This is a genomic window from Spirochaeta thermophila DSM 6192, assembly GCF_000147075.1.
GTDB classification, from domain to species: domain Bacteria; phylum Spirochaetota; class Spirochaetia; order Winmispirales; family Winmispiraceae; genus Winmispira; species Winmispira thermophila_A.
Genome location: NC_014484.1, coordinates 1,920,968 through 1,937,498 on the forward strand (window position 1 = coordinate 1,920,968; position 16,531 = coordinate 1,937,498).

12 protein-coding genes are annotated in these 16,531 nt (G+C 63.6%); 10 read left to right on the top strand and 2 right to left on the bottom strand.

Going from position 1 to position 16,531, the window contains the following annotated elements; all coding sequences use genetic code 11:
* Positions 1-2 precede the first annotated feature (2 nt).
* A complete protein-coding gene (locus STHERM_RS08760; protein WP_237223246.1) occupies positions 3-1,088 on the top strand; it encodes a D-alanine--D-alanine ligase family protein in 1,086 nt (361 codons plus the stop codon).
* A 3-nt stretch (positions 1,089-1,091) separates the two neighbouring features.
* On the opposite strand, the gene STHERM_RS08765 is transcribed toward STHERM_RS08760, so the two are convergent.
* A complete protein-coding gene (locus STHERM_RS08765; protein WP_013314532.1) occupies positions 1,092-1,601 on the bottom strand; it encodes a nitroreductase family protein in 510 nt (169 codons plus the stop codon).
* Between the two features lie 146 nt (positions 1,602-1,747).
* On the opposite strand from STHERM_RS08765, the gene STHERM_RS08770 reads away from it, so the two are divergent.
* The 9 genes from STHERM_RS08770 (at position 1,748) to STHERM_RS08810 (ending at position 15,072) form a co-directional block, all read left to right on the top strand.
* Complete coding sequence (locus STHERM_RS08770; RefSeq protein ID WP_148223902.1) at positions 1,748-3,868, top strand: hypothetical protein; 2,121 nt, start codon at positions 1,748-1,750, stop codon at positions 3,866-3,868.
* Positions 3,865-5,055: a DNA polymerase IV gene (gene dinB / locus STHERM_RS08775; RefSeq protein ID WP_013314534.1), complete on the top strand. Its 1,191-nt coding sequence runs from the start codon at positions 3,865-3,867 to the stop codon at positions 5,053-5,055. The genes STHERM_RS08770 and dinB overlap by 4 nt, the downstream gene beginning before the upstream one ends.
* Positions 5,056-5,085: 30 nt before the next feature.
* The gene (locus STHERM_RS08780) at positions 5,086-6,093 is read left to right on the top strand and encodes an AEC family transporter (protein ID WP_041623503.1); all 1,008 of its coding nucleotides are present in this window, start codon (positions 5,086-5,088) and stop codon (positions 6,091-6,093) included.
* 37 nt (positions 6,094-6,130) lie between these two features.
* Positions 6,131-7,879, top strand: coding sequence for a PAS domain S-box protein (locus tag STHERM_RS08785; RefSeq protein WP_013314536.1), 1,749 nt, complete (start codon positions 6,131-6,133; stop codon positions 7,877-7,879).
* Positions 7,880-7,941: 62 nt separating this feature from the next.
* The gene (locus STHERM_RS08790) at positions 7,942-9,177 is read left to right on the top strand and encodes an LL-diaminopimelate aminotransferase (RefSeq protein ID WP_013314537.1); all 1,236 of its coding nucleotides are present in this window, start codon (positions 7,942-7,944) and stop codon (positions 9,175-9,177) included.
* Positions 9,174-9,905 carry a lysophospholipid acyltransferase family protein gene (locus STHERM_RS08795; protein ID WP_041623505.1) on the top strand — a complete coding sequence of 244 codons (732 nt, stop codon included), beginning with the start codon at positions 9,174-9,176 and terminating at the stop codon, positions 9,903-9,905. The genes STHERM_RS08790 and STHERM_RS08795 overlap by 4 nt, the downstream gene beginning before the upstream one ends.
* 120 nt (positions 9,906-10,025) lie before the next feature.
* Positions 10,026-13,685 carry a phospholipid carrier-dependent glycosyltransferase gene (locus STHERM_RS08800; protein ID WP_013314539.1) on the top strand — a complete coding sequence of 1,220 codons (3,660 nt, stop codon included), beginning with the start codon at positions 10,026-10,028 and terminating at the stop codon, positions 13,683-13,685.
* 9 nt (positions 13,686-13,694) lie between these two features.
* Entirely contained in the window at positions 13,695-14,639 is a 945-nt protein-coding gene (locus STHERM_RS08805; RefSeq protein ID WP_013314540.1) for a glycosyltransferase family 2 protein, read from the top strand.
* On the top strand, positions 14,632-15,072 hold the full coding sequence (locus STHERM_RS08810; RefSeq protein WP_013314541.1) for a GtrA family protein: 441 nt from the start codon (positions 14,632-14,634) through the stop codon (positions 15,070-15,072). The genes STHERM_RS08805 and STHERM_RS08810 overlap by 8 nt, the downstream gene beginning before the upstream one ends.
* A gap of 55 nt (positions 15,073-15,127) precedes the next feature.
* Here STHERM_RS08810 and STHERM_RS08815 read toward each other — a convergent pair whose 3' ends face one another.
* Entirely contained in the window at positions 15,128-16,483 is a 1,356-nt protein-coding gene (locus tag STHERM_RS08815) for an endo-1,4-beta-xylanase (protein WP_013314542.1), read from the bottom strand.
* Positions 16,484-16,531: the final 48 nt, after the last annotated feature.

Here is a 16,531-nt window from a genome sequence, read left to right on the forward strand (position 1 = left end):
GCATGGAACGGATGAGGATCGCCTTGCTCTACGGTGGACGCTCAGGGGAACACGAGGTCTCGTGCAGGTCGGCGGCCGCGATCTACGAGCACCTCGATCGCGAGAGGTTCGAGGTCCTGCCGGTAGGGATCACCCACGCGGGACGGTGGTACCTGCAGCGCGAGGTGCGGGTGAAGGAGGGGGCGCTGGAGGTGGCCGAGGACGAGGGGGCGGTGGTGTGGGTGGTGCCGGGCGCGGGGCTCTGGTGTGGGGGGGAAGACCTGAGGGTGGACTGCGTCTTCCCCATCGTGCACGGCACCTTCGGAGAGGACGGCACGCTCCAGGGGTTGCTGGAGCAGGCCGGGGTGGCGTACGTGGGAGCGGGGGTGCTCGGGAGCGCGTTGGGTATGGACAAGGACAGGGCCAAGGCGGTGTGGCTGCAGGCGGGACTCCCCATCCTCCCCTTCATGGTGGTACGCCGGGAGTCACTCCCTCCCTGGAACGAGCTTGCGATTCAGCTCAGACGGAGAATGGAGTTTCCCGTCTTTGTGAAGCCCGCCCGGGGCGGTTCCTCTGTGGGCATCTCAAAGGTCCACGACGAGCGGGGGCTCAAAAAGGCCTGTGAACTCGCCTTCACGTACGACTCGAAGATCGTCATCGAGCAGGGGATCGAGGCCCGGGAGATCGAATGCGGGGTGTGGGGAAACGAGGACGTACGGAGCTTCCCCCCCGGCGAGATCATCCACACGCACGAATTCTACGATTACGAGGCCAAGTACGAGGACACCGAAGGTCTCCAGCTCAAGATCCCTGCAGAGCTCACCCCTGAACAGCAGGAGTACGTACGGAGCTTGGCGGAGAAGGCCTACAGGGCCCTCGAGTGTGAGGGATTCGCGCGAGTCGATTTTCTCCTCGACACCGAGACCGAGGTCTTCTACCTCAACGAGATCAACACCCTTCCGGGATTCACGCCGGTGAGCATGTTCCCCCTCATGGCCCAGGCAGCGGGCATCTCGTTTCCTGACCTCCTCACCAGGCTCATCGAACTGGGGCTCGATCGCAGCAGGAGGAGAGCCGCCCTCTCATACCGCTACGAGGCCCTCCGCTGACACTCACCAGTGGTCGAAACCCACGATGCGCTCGAGGGGATAGCGCTCAGGCCTCAGCGGCTCTTCCGCCGGATACCCCAGGAGGAGGAGGAGCACCACGCGCATGGAGTAGGGAACCGAGAGCACGTACTTCACCCGCTCTTCGTCGTAGCTCGAGACGAAGCAGGTACCGAGGCCCTCGTGCACGGCCTGGAGCATCATCTGGGTCATGGCGATACTGATGTCGATGGGATAGGAGAGCTGGCCGTTGGGCATGCGGTATTCCACGTTGGTGGTACACCCTGCAATGATCACCGGCGCCTGCCCCACGTACTCCTGATGGAAGGCCGCCTCCTCGATCTTCCTCCGCACCTCCTCCTTTCGTATCACCACGAACCGCCACGCCTGCCTGTTCTTGGCCGAGGGAGCGAGGCGCCCCGCCTCGAGGATCCTGCGGACCACATCTTCGGGCGGCACTCTGTCGGTGAAGGATCGGACGCTCACACGTTCCGCGATCTCGGGCAGAAGTTCCACTTTTTCCCCCTTACCACACCATGGATGTGATTCGGACAACCCGTGTCGGGCATCATTATAGCGGGAAACCGGGGGATTGTAAAACCGTGACCGAGCAAAGGTTTGAGTTGACCTTGCCCTGTGGTTGTCCTATGCTTACATCCATCATGAGGCGACATCCCTGGATCCCGCTGTTTTCGCTCCTCGTCCTCCTTCCCCTCTCCCCCCAATCCCCCTCCCTCGCCCAGCACCTCCACGCCCTCTCCGCCACCGACACCCCCCGCGCCTACCTCCTCTCGGCGCTCTCCGACGCAGGCATCCCCGCCTCCCCCCTCTCCCCCGCCCCCGACGCCCCCATCCTCGCCACCCTCTCCCGCCACCGCCCCACCACCCTCACCCTCGTCCTCCCCCTCGGCACCCCGTTCCCCCCCGCCCTCGGCCTCACCCTCCTCGCCTGGGCTGCAACCACCGACATCCCGGTCAACCTGGAAGTCCTCTTCGTACAGGAACGCACCGAACCCTCTGCACCCCTCCCTTCCCCCTTCCCCGTCACCCCACCCTTCCACCACACCCTCTCCTACCTCGAAGGACTCCCCGCCCTCGACCATAGGGTCCTCCTCTACCTGGACATCACCCACCCCGCCTCCTCCCTCACCCTCCACACCACCGCCTCGGCCCGCAAGGCCCCTCCCTGGCTCCTCGCCACACTCTTCCGGGCCGCAGGCCCCTCCCTCTCCATCCACACCCCCCCCTCCATCCCTGCCCAGACCCTCTCACTCCTCGCACCCGACGACCTCCCCTACGCCTCCCTCCTCACCACCCTCTACACCCACGACCTCCCCTCGGCCGCCCTCACCCCGGCCACCCCCGCTGCAGACCCCACCCCCCTCCTCGACTTCCTCACCACCCTCATCACCACCCTCCCCCCCACCCCCCCTCGAACCTGGGAGAACCACTACCTCGCCATCCCCCTGAATGCCGGACACCTCATCGTCATCCACGAACACCACTATCTCATCCTCCTCCTCGCAGGCATAACCGCCACCCTCCTCTTCGGCTTCTTCAGATTCAGGCACCTCCGCCGCTACCTCTCCATCATGAAGCGGGGATGGTTCATGACGCCCCTCCTCTTTCTCGCCACCGGCGCATTCCTGCTGCTCGGCACCACCCTCCTCGGGAGCATCGCAGGATTCCACCGGTACGACGCCTTCCTCCTCCACCACCTCCAGGCCTCTTTCCTCCTCAAGATCTCCCTCACGGTATTCCTCATCTCGACCCTCCTCTTCCTCCTCAGGATCTTCTCCCTCCCCCTCATGAGGATAACCCATTACTACACCGCAGCCGCCATCCTCCTCCTCGCCCTCGACATCGCCCTCTTCGGGAGCATCATGCTCCCCTTGGGCATCGTCTTCCTCTGGTCCCTCCTCTGTGCCACCGGATTCTCGGTCACACGATCGCGCATCCTCCGCCTCCTCCTCTTCCTCCTCTCACCGCTCTGGATCGTCTACACCCTCTGGTGGATCCTCTCCACCCCCACCCCGTCCCCCCTCCTCCTCACCCCACCGGCGGCCGGCGACCTCCTCATGGCCTTCCTCCTCCTCCCCTTCCTCCTCCTCCTCTTCCGCCTCGACATCCTCCTCCACCGTCCCGCCACCAAGGTGGGCACCCTCCTCCTGCTCTCCCTCATCCTCTCCGGACTCGCCACCGCACTCCTCACGACCCACCTCCTCCTCACCCCCACCTTCACCGAAGAGACCCCCCGGCCCGTACACGTGGTGGAATACATCGACGAGACGGAACGCCGCATCACCGTGGAAAGCCCCGCCCCACTCTCCGGCCTCATCCTCACGTACGACACCGCGTGGAAGCCGCTCCCCGAAACCCGCACCTTCTCACTCACCACCCCCGCCCCCCCTTCACCCCTCCTCCTCTCCACCCGGGAACACCGGTTCCTCAACCGCCTGCGCGTCGACCTCACCATAGAGAGCACCCTGCCCCTCGACGCCTGTCACCTCACCCTCGAATCAGAGGAAGGCCTCCCCCTCCTGGAGACCACCTTCCCCTTCGAATTCGACACCGATCGGAAACGAGCCCTCGTGGTCATCTCCCCCGTCCCCGCGCTCCCGCTCACACTCCCCCTCTACATCCCCCACGGCCGCCCCATCACCCTCACCGTGAGGGCCCTCACCCGCTCGAACCCCGGAGCCCCCTCCATCTCCTCCCCCCTGGTGAAGGTCGAGACCCACACCGTGTACATCCGCACACTCACGCTCGGAGGCGGCCCGTGAGACCCGTGTACTTCCACGTGGACCTCGACGCCTTCTACGCCTCGGTCGAGAAAGTCGAGCACCCCGAGCTCAAAGACAAACCGGTCATCGTAGGCGGACTCCCCCCCAGGAGAGGCGTGGTCTCGGCCTGCTCCTACGAGGCGAGACGTTACGGCATACGCTCCGGCATGCCCATACAGGAGGCCATGCGACGCTGCCCCCACGGCATCTTCCTCCCCGTCCGCATGCGCCTCTACCAGGAATACTCCAGGCGTGTCATGGAGATCCTCCATCGCTTCACCCCCGAGGTGAGACAGATCTCGGTGGACGAGGCATCCCTCGACATGAGCGGAACCGAACGCCTCTTCGGCCCTCCGGAGGAGGCGGCCCGGACCATCCAGCGCACCATCCGGGAAGAGGTGGGGGTCACCGCTTCCATCGGCATCGCCTCCAACCGGTACGTGGCGAAGCTCGCCTCGGAAAGGAACAAACCGGCGGGACTCTTCCTGGTGCCTCGAGGAGAAGAGGAACCCTTCATCCGAAGCCTCGATCTCGCCGATCTGTGGGGTGTGGGAGAGAAGACCCTCGCGCTCCTCAAGCAGAAAGGGATCACCACCACCTCCAGGCTCCAGGCACTCACCCGTGAACAGCTCCAGGCCCTCTTCGGCAAGGCTCAGGGCGCATTCCTCCATACCATCGCCCACGGCCACGACCCAGGCATCTACCATGACGAACCCAAGACCCGCTCGGCGAGCCACGAAGAGACCTTCGACCAGGACATCACCACCATGGATCAAGCCGAGACCCACCTCCTCGCACTTTCCCACAAGGTGATGGAACGCCTCCTCCTCCACGAAGAGACCGGGAAGACCGTATTCATCAAGATCCGCTACTCCAGCTTCACCACCACCACCGCACAGATCACCCTCCCCACCCCCATCCAGTGCGCCGAGGACCTCTACGAGACCGCCCGGACCCTCCTCACCTCACGATGGGACGGCAAGACTCCCATCAGGCTCCTCGGCGTGGGGGTCTCGGGCCTCGCCCCCGAGACGGAACTCCTACCCCCCCAGCTCTTCCCCGATCCCTCCCGGAAGAAGAAGACACTGGAAGAGGCGCTCCTCGCCCTCGAGAAGAAGAAAGGGAGGAAACTCCTCACCAAGGCGCGACTCCTTCCCCATCCCCACCGGGATCCCCCCGCACCTTGATTTTTTCCCTTCCCCCGCTACAATCAGGCCATGCGCATCCCCTTCCTCCCCCTCATGTACTCGGTGCTTCAACTCTTCGTGCTCATGGGACTGGGCTTCCTCCTCAGAAAGAGAGGAGGATTCTCCTCATCGTTCTTCCAGGACCTCAGCACCCTCCTCGTGCGCATCTTCCTCCCCCTCTACTTCTTCGCACGCTTCTCGCGCACCACCCTCCCGCAACTCACCACAGCCTGGATATTCCCCCTCAGCGCAGTGGGGATCGCCCTCACAGGCCTCGTCGCAGCCACACTCCTGGGGACCCTGATCCCCCGACTCGACCGGGAGGAACGAAAGGCCTACCTCGCCCTCGCCTCGTTCGGCAACTCGGGGTATCTCCCCATCACCAACATCGAACTCCTCGCCCTCTCGGTGCCCCTCGTGGCCGAACGCTTCGGTACCGACCTCCCCGGGATCTACGTGGGCGCCTACCTCGTGGGCTCGAGCACCCTCCTGTGGACCGCGGGCTACGCCCTCATCACCGGGACCGCCACCCGATCCCCCCTCGCCCTCCTCACCCCCACCGTGCGGGGGATCCTCGCGGGACTCTCCATCCCCGTCCTCGGTCTCCAGGAGGCCTTCTTCCACCCCTCCCTCCCCTTCGCGAGCATCGTCTCCACCCTCGACACCATAGGTTCCACCACCCTCCCCCTCGTCCTCCTCTGCCTCGGTGCCATGCTCGCCGACATCTCCGTGTCACGGGAGGAACGAAAGGCCTATCTGGGAGCCGCCCTCACCATCGTGGGCGTCCGCCTCCTCATCCTCCCGGCCCTCTTCTACCTCGCCTATTTCCTCTTCCTCAGGGACACCCTTACCCCTCCCCAGCTGTGGGTCCTCTTCCTCGAGACCCACACCCCGCCCGCCACCAACCTCTCGATCATGGCCCAGAGCGCCGACACCCACAAAGAGATAGCCGGCATCTCCCTCTTCACCTCCTATCTCGCCTACCTCATCCTCTTCCCCGTCTCCCTCGTCCTCTTTCTCTCGCTCCTCTACCCATGAAGTTGAAAAACCGCTTGTTATATACCACACTTGATATGTGGCCACGCGGTTCCCTCCCGTCCTTCTCGTGGAGGACGAAGTACTCATCGCCCTCGACCTCGTACGGACCCTCGCCGAGAGGGGACTGGAGACCATCCACACCACTTCCTCGGAAGAGGCTCTCAGGGCCCTCGATACCACACCCGCCGTGGGCCTCGTCCTCATGGACATTGGACTCGGTGAAGGGGAAAACGGTATCGACCTCGCACGGCGGATCAGGACGACATCGTCCCTTCCCATCATCTTCTTCTCGAACTACTCGTTCTTCTCGAACTACTCGGACCCCGAGACCCTCGCCCAGGTGGAGTCGATAGAGGGAAGCATCTTCCTTCCCAAACTCGTCACCAGGGAAACCCTCCTCACCAACGTGATCCGTCTCCTCAAGGACAGGTGCGCGGATCGCGCCGCCGGAACCGACGACCGTATACGGCGCCTCATAGACGTGCTCGACCAGCCCGCCGCCCTCTGCGGACTCACGCGGGAGAGAGGGGCCCTCTCCTGGAGGCCCCTCCATGGAAACGGCCTCTTCAAGGCATGGATGGACCACTCCTCCCCCCTCCTCTCGGACATGACGAGCCTCCCGGCCGAGAGGGTGGCGGAAGCCCTCGACCAGGGGGGGCCCCTCGAGATCCCCCTCCGGAAGACCTCGGAGCATGGAGGAAGGGCGCTCCTCATCCCATGGACGAAGGACCTCTTCCTCATCGTCCTGAGGGGATCCGATCTCCTTGAGACCCTCACGGAAAACGAGGAGAAGTATCGTCTCCTGATCGAAAACCAGACCGACCTCGTGGTCAAAATCGACACCGAGGGCCGGTTCCTCTACGTGAGCCCCTCCTATTGCCGCATGTTCGGCAAGAGCGAAGAGGAACTTCTGGGTAAGACCTTCATCCCCCTCGTCCATCCCGACGACCGGGAGGCAACCCTCAAGGCCATGGAAGCCCTCTATCGTCCCCCCTACACCGCCTACATGGAGCAACGCGCCATGACCGTCTACGGCGAACGATGGCTCGCCTGGAGCGACACCGCCGTACTCGACGAAGAGGGGAATGTGGTGGGCATCATCGGGGTAGGAAGAGACATCCACGAGAAGAAACTCGCCGAGATCGCCCTCAAGGAGGCCACGGAACAGCTCAAGAAGGCCGTGGAAGAGAGGGAACTCCTCCTCAAGGAACTCCTCCACCGGGTCCGGAACACCCTCTCGCTCATCCTCAGCTTCATCCATCTCGAGAAATCCTCATGGGCCGATCCACGTCTCCTCTCCCGCATCTCCTCGCTCGAGGCCAGGGTGAAGTCCCTCTCGGAGCTCTACGCCCTGCTCCACAACCTCGGAGGCATCAAGGAGGTCGACCTCTCCGCCTATCTCTCCCGCCTCGCCCAGACACTGCTGATAGCCTATGCGCCGGGGGATAGGATCTCCCTCGACATGGACCTCGCGCCCCTCTCCTGCAGTGCCAAGGACGCCACCTCCCTCGGACTCATCGTCACGGAGATCATCACCAATTCCTGCAAGCACGCCTTCGAGGATCGTGGAACCATCTCCCTCGCGCTGCGCCGGGAAGGGGACGAACTCGTCATGGAACTGGGAGACGACGGACGAGGATTGCCCGAAACACACGACTCCGCAGGATCGGGAGGCCTCGGTCTCCAGGTCATCCGCTTGCTCGTCCAGCAACTCGGCGGCACCCTCTCGGTGGATTCCGGGAGAGGCACCCGATACACCATCCGCATCCCCGCCCGCCGGTCGTGACCGTTTGATTTTTTCACCACTCTCTACTATCATGGGGAAAACTCTTCCAGCAGGAGCGCCCTATGGCGAGGATGAACGAGCACTTCCTCAAACTCACTTCATCGTACCTCTTCTCCGAGATCGCGAAGCGGGTGAACACCTATAAGGAGGCACATCCAGAGGCGGACATCATCAAGATGGGGATAGGCGACGTCACCCTGCCCCTGCCGGAGGCGTGCATAAGGGCCTTTCACGAGGCCGTGGACGAGATGGCCCGGGCCGAGAGCTTCAAGGGCTACGGACCGGAGCAGGGCTACGCCTTCCTCCGGGAGGCCATCGCAGAGGGAGACTACCGGAGCAGAGGCGTGGAGATAGACCCCGAGGAGATCTTCATCTCCGACGGAGCCAAGTCGGATACCGCCAACTTCCAGGATCTCTTCTCCTCCGACGCGAAGATCGCCATCCAGGATCCGGTGTATCCCGTGTACCTCGACACCAACGTGATGGCCGGTCGTACGGGCTCCCATCGCGACGGACGGTACGAGGGCGTGATCTACCTCCCCTGCGTGCCCGAGAACCGCTTCCTCCCGGAACCCCCTGACGAGGAGGTGGACGTGGTCTACCTCTGCTACCCCAACAACCCCACCGGAGCGGTGGCACCCCGGGACTACCTGGCGCTGTGGGTGGAGTATGCGAGGAGGCACGACGCGATCATCCTCTTCGACGGGGCCTACGAGGCCTTCATTCAGGATCCAGACCTTCCTCGCTCGATCTACGAGATCCCCGGAGCCCGTGAGGTGGCGGTTGAATTCCGCAGCTTCTCCAAGACCGCAGGCTTCACCGGCACGCGGTGCGCCTACACCGTGGTCCCCAAAGAGTGCAGGGTGAAGGACAGCGAGGGGAGGTTCCACAGCCTCCACGACCTCTGGTTCAGGAGGCAGAGCACCAAGTTCAACGGTGTCTCCTACCCCGTACAGCGGGCGGCCGCGGCGGTCTACACCCCGGAGGGCCAGGCCCAGGTGCGCGCCAACATCGCCTACTACATGGAAAACGCCAGGATCTTCAGAGAAGCCCTCACCGGTCTCGGCTACGCCTGTACAGGTGGAGAGGACTCACCCTACATCTGGGTGGAGACCGGCACTGACTCCTGGGAGTTCTTCCAGCTCCTCCTCGAAAGGGCCCAGGTGGTATGCACACCGGGTGCAGGATTCGGGAAATCGGGAGAGGGCTTCGTGAGGTTCAGCGCCTTCAACTTCAGGGAGAACGTCGAGGAGGCGGCCCGCCGCCTCTCCACCGTATTCTCGGGGGCAACGCAATGAGGAGCACGGCCTTCCTTCTCTTCTTCATCACCGAGCTCCTCTTCGTCGCCCTTCTCTATCCCCTCGGTCCCCTCCTCTCCCTCTTCTCCCCCCGTCTCGCGCGACGGTACGTCCAGATGACCGCCACGCTGTGGGGCAAGTCACTCTTCTTCGTGGCCGGGGTGCCGATCACGGTGAAGGGGAAGGAACACCTTCCGCCCCACGACCGCATCTGTTTCGTGGCCAACCACCAGGGTTTCGCCGACATCCCCCTCATCCTCATGGCCACCGGGAGGGCGCCCGGCTTCATCGCAAAAAAAGAGCTGAAGTTGCTCCCCGTCATCGGGTTCTGGATGACCGCCCTCCGCTGCGTCTTCATCGACCGGAAGAGCCTCCGGCAGGGCAAGCGCGCGATAGAAGAGGGGGCCCGTCACATCCGGGAGGGCCACCCCATGGTCATCTTCCCCGAAGGCACACGCTCCCGTTCCTACACCATGAGGCCCTTCAGGCACGGGAGCTTCAAGCTCGCCTACCTCTCGAACGCCACCATCGTGCCCATCACCATCGTGGGGAGTTTCCACCTCCTCGAGGAGAGAGGGTACCTCAGGAAGCACCCTGTGGAGGTGCACATCCATCCTCCCATAGAGCTCTCGACCCTCACCGAAGAAGGGCGGAAGGAACTCCCCGAGAAGGTCTTTCACATCATTCAAGGACCACTTCTCGATCGGGAAACGAGCCGCCCCTCCTGAGGCGCGCCTAATACCTCCGGTTTAGTCCTCCTCCCCCATCACGCGTGTTTTTTTCTTGCACGATCGGCCCATCCATTGCACAATAAGTCGGAGTCGGCACAATCCCCAAGGAGCGTCGTGATGAGAGAGAGACTCCTGCCCTTCCTTCTCCTGGTAGGCACCCTCCTCCCTGTCGCAGCCGGAGAGAACCTGCTTCGAAATCCCGGATTCGAGGAGTGGTCACCCTCTGCGCCCCACGGCTGGCATCTCCACACATGGAAGCACACCGACGGTGTGGTCCTCACCCGGTCCGAGGATGCCCACTCGGGGAGGTATGCTGCCGTCCTCACCGCCACCACCCTTGAAGACAGCAAACTCGTCCAGAAGGTCAAGGTGGAACCCAATAGTCTCTACAGGTTCTCGGTGTGGGTGAAGGTGGAAGGCGTGCCCTCCGACATGCTGGGGGCCAACCTCTCCGCCCTCGAGACCACCGAGCGGTCCTCTGACGTGAAGGACACCCAAGGGGAGTGGGTCCTCCTCGAGACCTACTGCCGCACCGGAGCAACCCAGAGAGAGGTGAACCTCACCCTCAGGTTGGGGGGCTACGGGGCCCTCTCCACAGGCACGGTGTGGTTCGACGATGCGGAGTTCGTGGAGGTGGAACGCGCGCCTGCAGGGGCCAGGATCATCGGCCTCGCCCCCACCACCCCCTCCACCCCCCGCTTCCCCCTCGGCCTCCACCTCCTCCTCATCCTCGCCTACCTCGGCCTCCTCGCCCTCCTCCTCCGCACCCCCCTCCTCTCCCGCATCCCCCTCCCCGCCCTCCTCCTCGCAGCCCTCCTCATCCGGCTCGCCCTCGCCCCCCTCTTCCCCGGCCACTCCTCCGACATGCCCACCTTCTACGCCTGGGCCACCGAACTCGCCCGGGAGGGCATCCCCCACTTCTACGCCACCGCCAGCTTCAAGGACTACCCCCCCGGCTATCTCCTCCTCCTCTATCCCGTAGGCCTCCTCATCACCCTCTTCCGCCTCCCCTTCGGCCACCCCGCCACACTCCTCCTCCTCAAGCTCCCCTCCATCCTCTCCGACCTCCTCACCGGCACCATCCTCCTTCGCACCTTCTCCTCACCCCTCGCCCTCCCCCTCACCGCCGCCTACTTCTTCAATCCATCCATCATCCTCAACTCGGCAGTCTACGGCCAGGCGGACAGCGTCCTCACCCTGGTGCTCCTCCTCTTCCTCCTCGCCTTCCACCGCAGGTCCTACATCGCCTCCGCCGCCTGGCTCGGCCTCGCCCTCGCCATAAAACCCCAAGCCCTCCTCTTCGCCCCCATCGCCCTTCTCTTCCTCCTCACCTGGCTCATCCGTCCCCTCACCACCCGCACCCGACCCGAGGCCCTCACCACCTTCCGACGCCTCGCCCCCACCATGGGCCTCTCCCTCCTCTCCTTCGCCGGCACCTTCCTCCTCGTCCACTTCCCCTTCTTCATCCTCCACCCCCAGCTCGCCCCAGCCCTCTACCGCCGCATCCTCACCTCCTACCCCTTCGGCTCGGTGAACGCAGCCAACCTCTGGACCCTCACAGGCCTCAACTGGAAACCCCTCTTCACCCCCTTCCTCGGCATCCCCCTCTCCACCTGGCAGACCCTCATCCAGCTCGCCCTACTCGGCGGTGCCGCCCTCGTCTACCTCCGCGAGGAACGGCACACCCCCTCCACCATCCCCTTCCTCACCGCCCTCTTCCTCGCCCTCTGGGGATTCGCCCTCCTCCCCAAGATGCACGAGCGCTACATCTACCCTGCCCTCATCCTCTCCCTCCTCGCCTTCCTCACCACCACCCGGACCCCCTTCCTCTGGATCTTCGGACTCATCACCGCCTCCTCCTACCTCAACCAGGCCCACGTCCTCTTCCACGCCGCCCTGAAACAGTTCCAGCTCCCCCTTGAAGCCCCCATGGCCCTCGCCTCCCTCCTCACCCTCATCGCTGCCCTCCTCCTCATCTTCGGGCTCTTCCCCTCCCTCATCCCTCCCCTCCGCCGCCTCATCCCTCAGCGGCCGGCCCCCTCACCCCTCCTCCCATCACACGAGGAACACACCACCCCCCGACACCTCATCCTCCTCGGCCTCATCACCCTCGCCTACACCCTCATCGCCTTCACCAACCTCGGCTCCCTCAACACCCCCACCACCTTCTACAAGCCGCGTGAACGCACCGAATACTTCATGGTGGAACTCCCCCCCGACCGCGTCCCACGAACCATCCTCTACTACCGCGGACTCGGTACGGGAAAATACTTCATCCTCTCCTCTCCCGACCGAAAAAGCTGGAAGAACCTCACGGTCATCGAAAACACCAACCCCTACGCCGAATTCGGCTGGTTCAGCGCGCCCCTCCCTGCCCCGGAAGGCCGCTACCTCCTCTTTCGAGTCCACACCCCCGGCCTTGCCCTCCACGAGATCGCCTTTCTCGACAGGGACGGCACCCCCATCCCGGTGAAGATCCCCACTTACTTCTCCTCGGCCAAGAGCATGGGCAACCCCGACCTCCTGGTGGACGAGCAGGGGACCATCCCCGAACGGATAAGCTACCTCACCAACATGTACTTTGACGAGATCTACCACGCCCGGACCGCCTACGAGTACGTACTGGGCCTCCCCCCGAGCGAGACCACCCACCCACCCCTCGGCAAGCTCATCATCAGCCTGGGGATCCTCCTCTTCGGCATGACCCCCTTCGGCTGGCGCTTTGCAGGAACCCTCATAGGGGTCCTCATGATCCCCCTCTTCTACCTCCTCGCGAGGACCCTCCTCCGGAGACCATGCCTCGCCCTACTCGCCGCCCTCCTCCTCTCGGTGGAACACCTTCACTTCGTCCAGACCCGCATCGCCACCATCGACAGCTTCGCGGTCTTCTTCATCATCCTCATGTACATCCCCATGCTCCACTACGTGCTCCTCCCCGATGAGGAGGCCCTCTCTTTCAGGCACTTCGGCCTCCCCCTCCTCCTCTCGGGCCTCTTCTTCGGACTCGGCGCAGCCACCAAGTGGACCTGCGTCTATGCGGGCGGGGGCCTCGCGGTCCTCTACCTCTGGAAGCTCGCCCGCGCCGCAAAGGCAGGCGAGGTCACCCCACGCAGGCTCGGCCTGTTCCTCCTCTGGTCGGCAGGGAGCTTCCTCCTCCTCCCCGCCCTCACCTACGGGGCGAGCTACATCCCGAACATCCGCATCCTCTCCATCTCCTCACCGATCTCCTACATCCTCAGGGAACAGGTGGGGATGTACCGGTACCACAGCGAGCTCACCGCCACGCACCCCTTCTCCTCGCCGTGGTGGCAGTGGCCCCTGCTCATCAAGCCCATCTGGTACTACTCCGGAAAGTCGTACCTCCCCTCCGACGTGGTCTCCTCCATCTTCGCCATGGGCAACCCGCTCATCATCTGGGGAGGCACCGCATCCCTGCTCTGGCTCCTCGTACGGTGGGTGAAGACCCGCTCCCGGCTCACAGGCCTCCTGCTCCTCCTCTACGCCTTCCAGTACCTCCCCTGGGCCATAAGCCCCAGGTCGCTCACCTTCTTCTATCACTACTTCGCCGCCATACCCTTCAGCATCCTCCTCCTCGTGCACGCAGCCGAGGAGCTCGGCCTCTTCCACCCCCAGGGGAAGAACCGATGGATCGTGCCCGCCTTCGCGGCGGGGTGCGTCGTTCTCTTTGTCCTCTTCTATCCCATCCTCTCGGGCCTTCCCGTACCCCGCTGGTACGCCACACTTCTCAGGTGGATGCCCACCTGGTACTTCTACTAGGAGGAACCCATGATCTCGATCATCATCCCTGTGTACAACGAAGAGGAGGTGCTCCCGGCCCTCTACGAGCGGCTCACCCGCGTCATGGAGGGCACCGGGGAAGCGTACGAGCTCGTCTTCGTGGACGACGGGAGCACCGATCGCACCTACCAGCTCCTCAAAGACCTCCATCGGAGGGACCCCCGCTGCAAGGTCATCCACTTCTCCCGCAACTTCGGCCACCAGATCGCCATTACCGCGGGCATGGACCATGCTCGGGGGGATGCCGTGATCATCATCGACGCAGACCTCCAGGACCCGCCCGAGCTCATCCCCCGGATGCTCGAGAAGTGGAGGGCCGGGGCACAGATCGTCCATGCCCGAAGGGTGAAACGCAAGGGTGAGGGCCTCTTCAAACGCGCCACTGCGGCCCTCTTCTACCGGATCCTCAAGGCCCTCACCGACGTGGAGATACCGGTTGATGTGGGGGACTTCAGGCTCATGGACAGGAAGGTGGTGGACTCGCTCAAAGGGATGCGGGAACGCAACCGGTTCGTGCGGGGCCTGGTGAGCTGGACGGGATTCAGGCAGGACGAGGTCACCTATGTGCGCGACCCGCGCTACGCAGGAACCACGAAGTACCCGCTCGGAAAGATGATTCGCTTCGCCCTCAACGGGATCACCTCGTTCTCGGACAAACCCCTCAAGGTGGCGAGCCTCCTGGGAAGTCTCCTCTCCCTCGCGGGCTTTCTCTACCTCCTCTACGTGCTCTACCTCAGGCTCTTCACCGATCGCGTGGTCCAGGGGTGGGCGAGCATCGTGGTCCTCATACTGGTCTTCAACGGCTTCACCCTCCTGTCCCTCGGGATCCTGGGCGAGTACGTGGGAAGGATCTACGACGAGGTGAAACAGCGGCCCCTCTACATCGTGGAGGAGGCCCTGGGCGTGGAGGAGAAGGAGATGCGGCATGGGTGAGAGATCCCGGCACCTGCACCTCGCCCTCCAGTTCGTACGGTTCAACCTGGTGGGCACCATCAACACCCTCATCGACGTGGGTGTCTTCGCCCTCCTCACCTCGCTGGGCACCCCACCGGTCGCCGCCCAACCTGTCTCCTACTTCTGCGGCATGGTGAACGGCTTCTTCCTCCACAAGTACTGGACCTTCAGGCAACGGAGAGGGTCGTGGGGAGTTCAGGCCCTCAAGTTCGTGTTCGTGAACCTTGCGGGGATCCTCCTCACCACGAGCATCATCGCCCTCTTTGAGGAGCTCGTTGCCCCCACCGCCTGGGGGTCTACCCTGATCCTCGCCTGGCCTGCCTACGTGGTGGCAGGCAAGGCCTGCGCCCTCGTGGCAGGCAGCCTCCTCACCTTCACCGCCAACAGGTGGTGGGTCTTCAGAGCGGAATAGCTCCCCACAACAAAAAAACGGGGAGGGGCTTCCCCCTCCCCATGCGGTACCTGTGCTAGTTCATCTCCACGTGGCTCCACGGATAGGAGCCCTTGTAGTGGATGTACCAGTAGCCATCGGAGGCAGGCGGGATGGCATGCTGAGGCACCCAGGTATTGGCATAGTCGGTACCGTTGATCTCGAGGAGATCGAGGTTCCAGGAGTTCACATACCGGCCCCAATTGGTGGTGGTGGAGAAGTCGTCCGTCTTCCAGTAGTACTCACCCGCCCCGTCGTAGCTGAAGGGAAGGGCGATCTCGGTATACTCACCTCCACCGGGCGTAGAAGTAGGTGTGGGGGTGGGGGTGGCCGTAGGCGTCGGTGTGGGAGTGGGGGTCGGAGTCGGCGTGGGTGTGGGTGTGGGTGTGGGTGTGGGTGTGGGTGTGGAACCACCGCTCACGTACTGCATGAGCCAGGAGAGGGCGGGCCGCTCCGTGCCGTCGGAGTGCAGCAGGTACGCCTCGCTCTGCCAGATGTGTCCCTCCACATACCCCCAGAGCGTCACACCCCTCACCGAGGGATGCTCCCACAACACCGGAAACTTCTCCTGGTACCGCTGAAGCTGCGTCTGATCGTCACCCCTCATGTCCAACTCGGACACATAGATGGGAAGACCCGTCTGCGCAAGCATGTCGAGCACCTGCTCCATCGTGGACACGCTCACGCTATCCATGTTGAAGGCGTGACACTGAATCCCTATCCCGTCCACAAGCCCTCGCGCCGTGAGAAGATCGATGATCTGGATGTACCGCTGCGCTGCACTCGGATCGGAGATGATCCCGTACTCGTTGATGAGCAGGGTGCTGTCCGGAAAGTACTCCCTCGCAAGCTGGAACGAGGTGATCACCCAGTCCCAACCGGTGCTCCCATCACCACCAAGGGCATCACGGTACGGCGGCGGCGAGTGCAGCGGCTCGTTCACCACGTCGATCATGTCGATGTCGGCGTACCGGTCCGCCACGGCCGCAAACCACTCCTCCACCTCCGCACGCTGCTCGCTCGTCGAAAGCCCGCTGATCCACGAGGGCTGCTGCTGACCCCACACGAGCACGTGAAACTTGAACGGCATCCCGTGCTGCTTCGCATAGTTGTAGATGTAGTCGAGTGTACCGAAGTTCATCTGATCCCGGCTCGACTCCACCGACCCCCACTTCCCCGCATTCTCAGGGGTCACCTGGTTCCAGTACTGCGAAAACTTCAGCGGCTCCTCGGCACCGTAGAAGATGTTGCCGAGGAATTTGCTCCCCGTATCGGGCGCACGGGAGAGCACATCGGAGGAAATCCCTTCGATCGGGCTTCCGAGCTCACAGGAGACCATCACCCCAAGGAGGAGGAGAAGGCCTGCCATGAGCACCTGTACCACTCGTTTCATAGAACACCTCCACATGGAAATAGTGCAACGCCCTTTTGTAAGGGTATT

Excerpts from the sequence above, each read along its gene's own strand:
- STHERM_RS08760 (WP_237223246.1), top strand. The coding sequence starts at position 3 with ATGGAACGGATGAGGATCGCCTTGCTCTACGGTGGACGCTCAGGGGAA.
- STHERM_RS08770 (WP_148223902.1), top strand. The coding sequence starts at position 1,748 with ATGAGGCGACATCCCTGGATCCCGCTGTTTTCGCTCCTCGTCCTCCTT.
- STHERM_RS08780 (WP_041623503.1), top strand. The coding sequence starts at position 5,086 with ATGCGCATCCCCTTCCTCCCCCTCATGTACTCGGTGCTTCAACTCTTC.
- STHERM_RS08790 (WP_013314537.1), top strand. The coding sequence starts at position 7,942 with ATGGCGAGGATGAACGAGCACTTCCTCAAACTCACTTCATCGTACCTC.
- STHERM_RS08795 (WP_041623505.1), top strand. The coding sequence starts at position 9,174 with ATGAGGAGCACGGCCTTCCTTCTCTTCTTCATCACCGAGCTCCTCTTC.
- STHERM_RS08800 (WP_013314539.1), top strand. The coding sequence starts at position 10,026 with ATGAGAGAGAGACTCCTGCCCTTCCTTCTCCTGGTAGGCACCCTCCTC.
- STHERM_RS08805 (WP_013314540.1), top strand. The coding sequence starts at position 13,695 with ATGATCTCGATCATCATCCCTGTGTACAACGAAGAGGAGGTGCTCCCG.
- STHERM_RS08810 (WP_013314541.1), top strand. The coding sequence starts at position 14,632 with ATGGGTGAGAGATCCCGGCACCTGCACCTCGCCCTCCAGTTCGTACGG.
- STHERM_RS08815 (WP_013314542.1), bottom strand. The coding sequence starts at position 16,483 with ATGAAACGAGTGGTACAGGTGCTCATGGCAGGCCTTCTCCTCCTCCTT.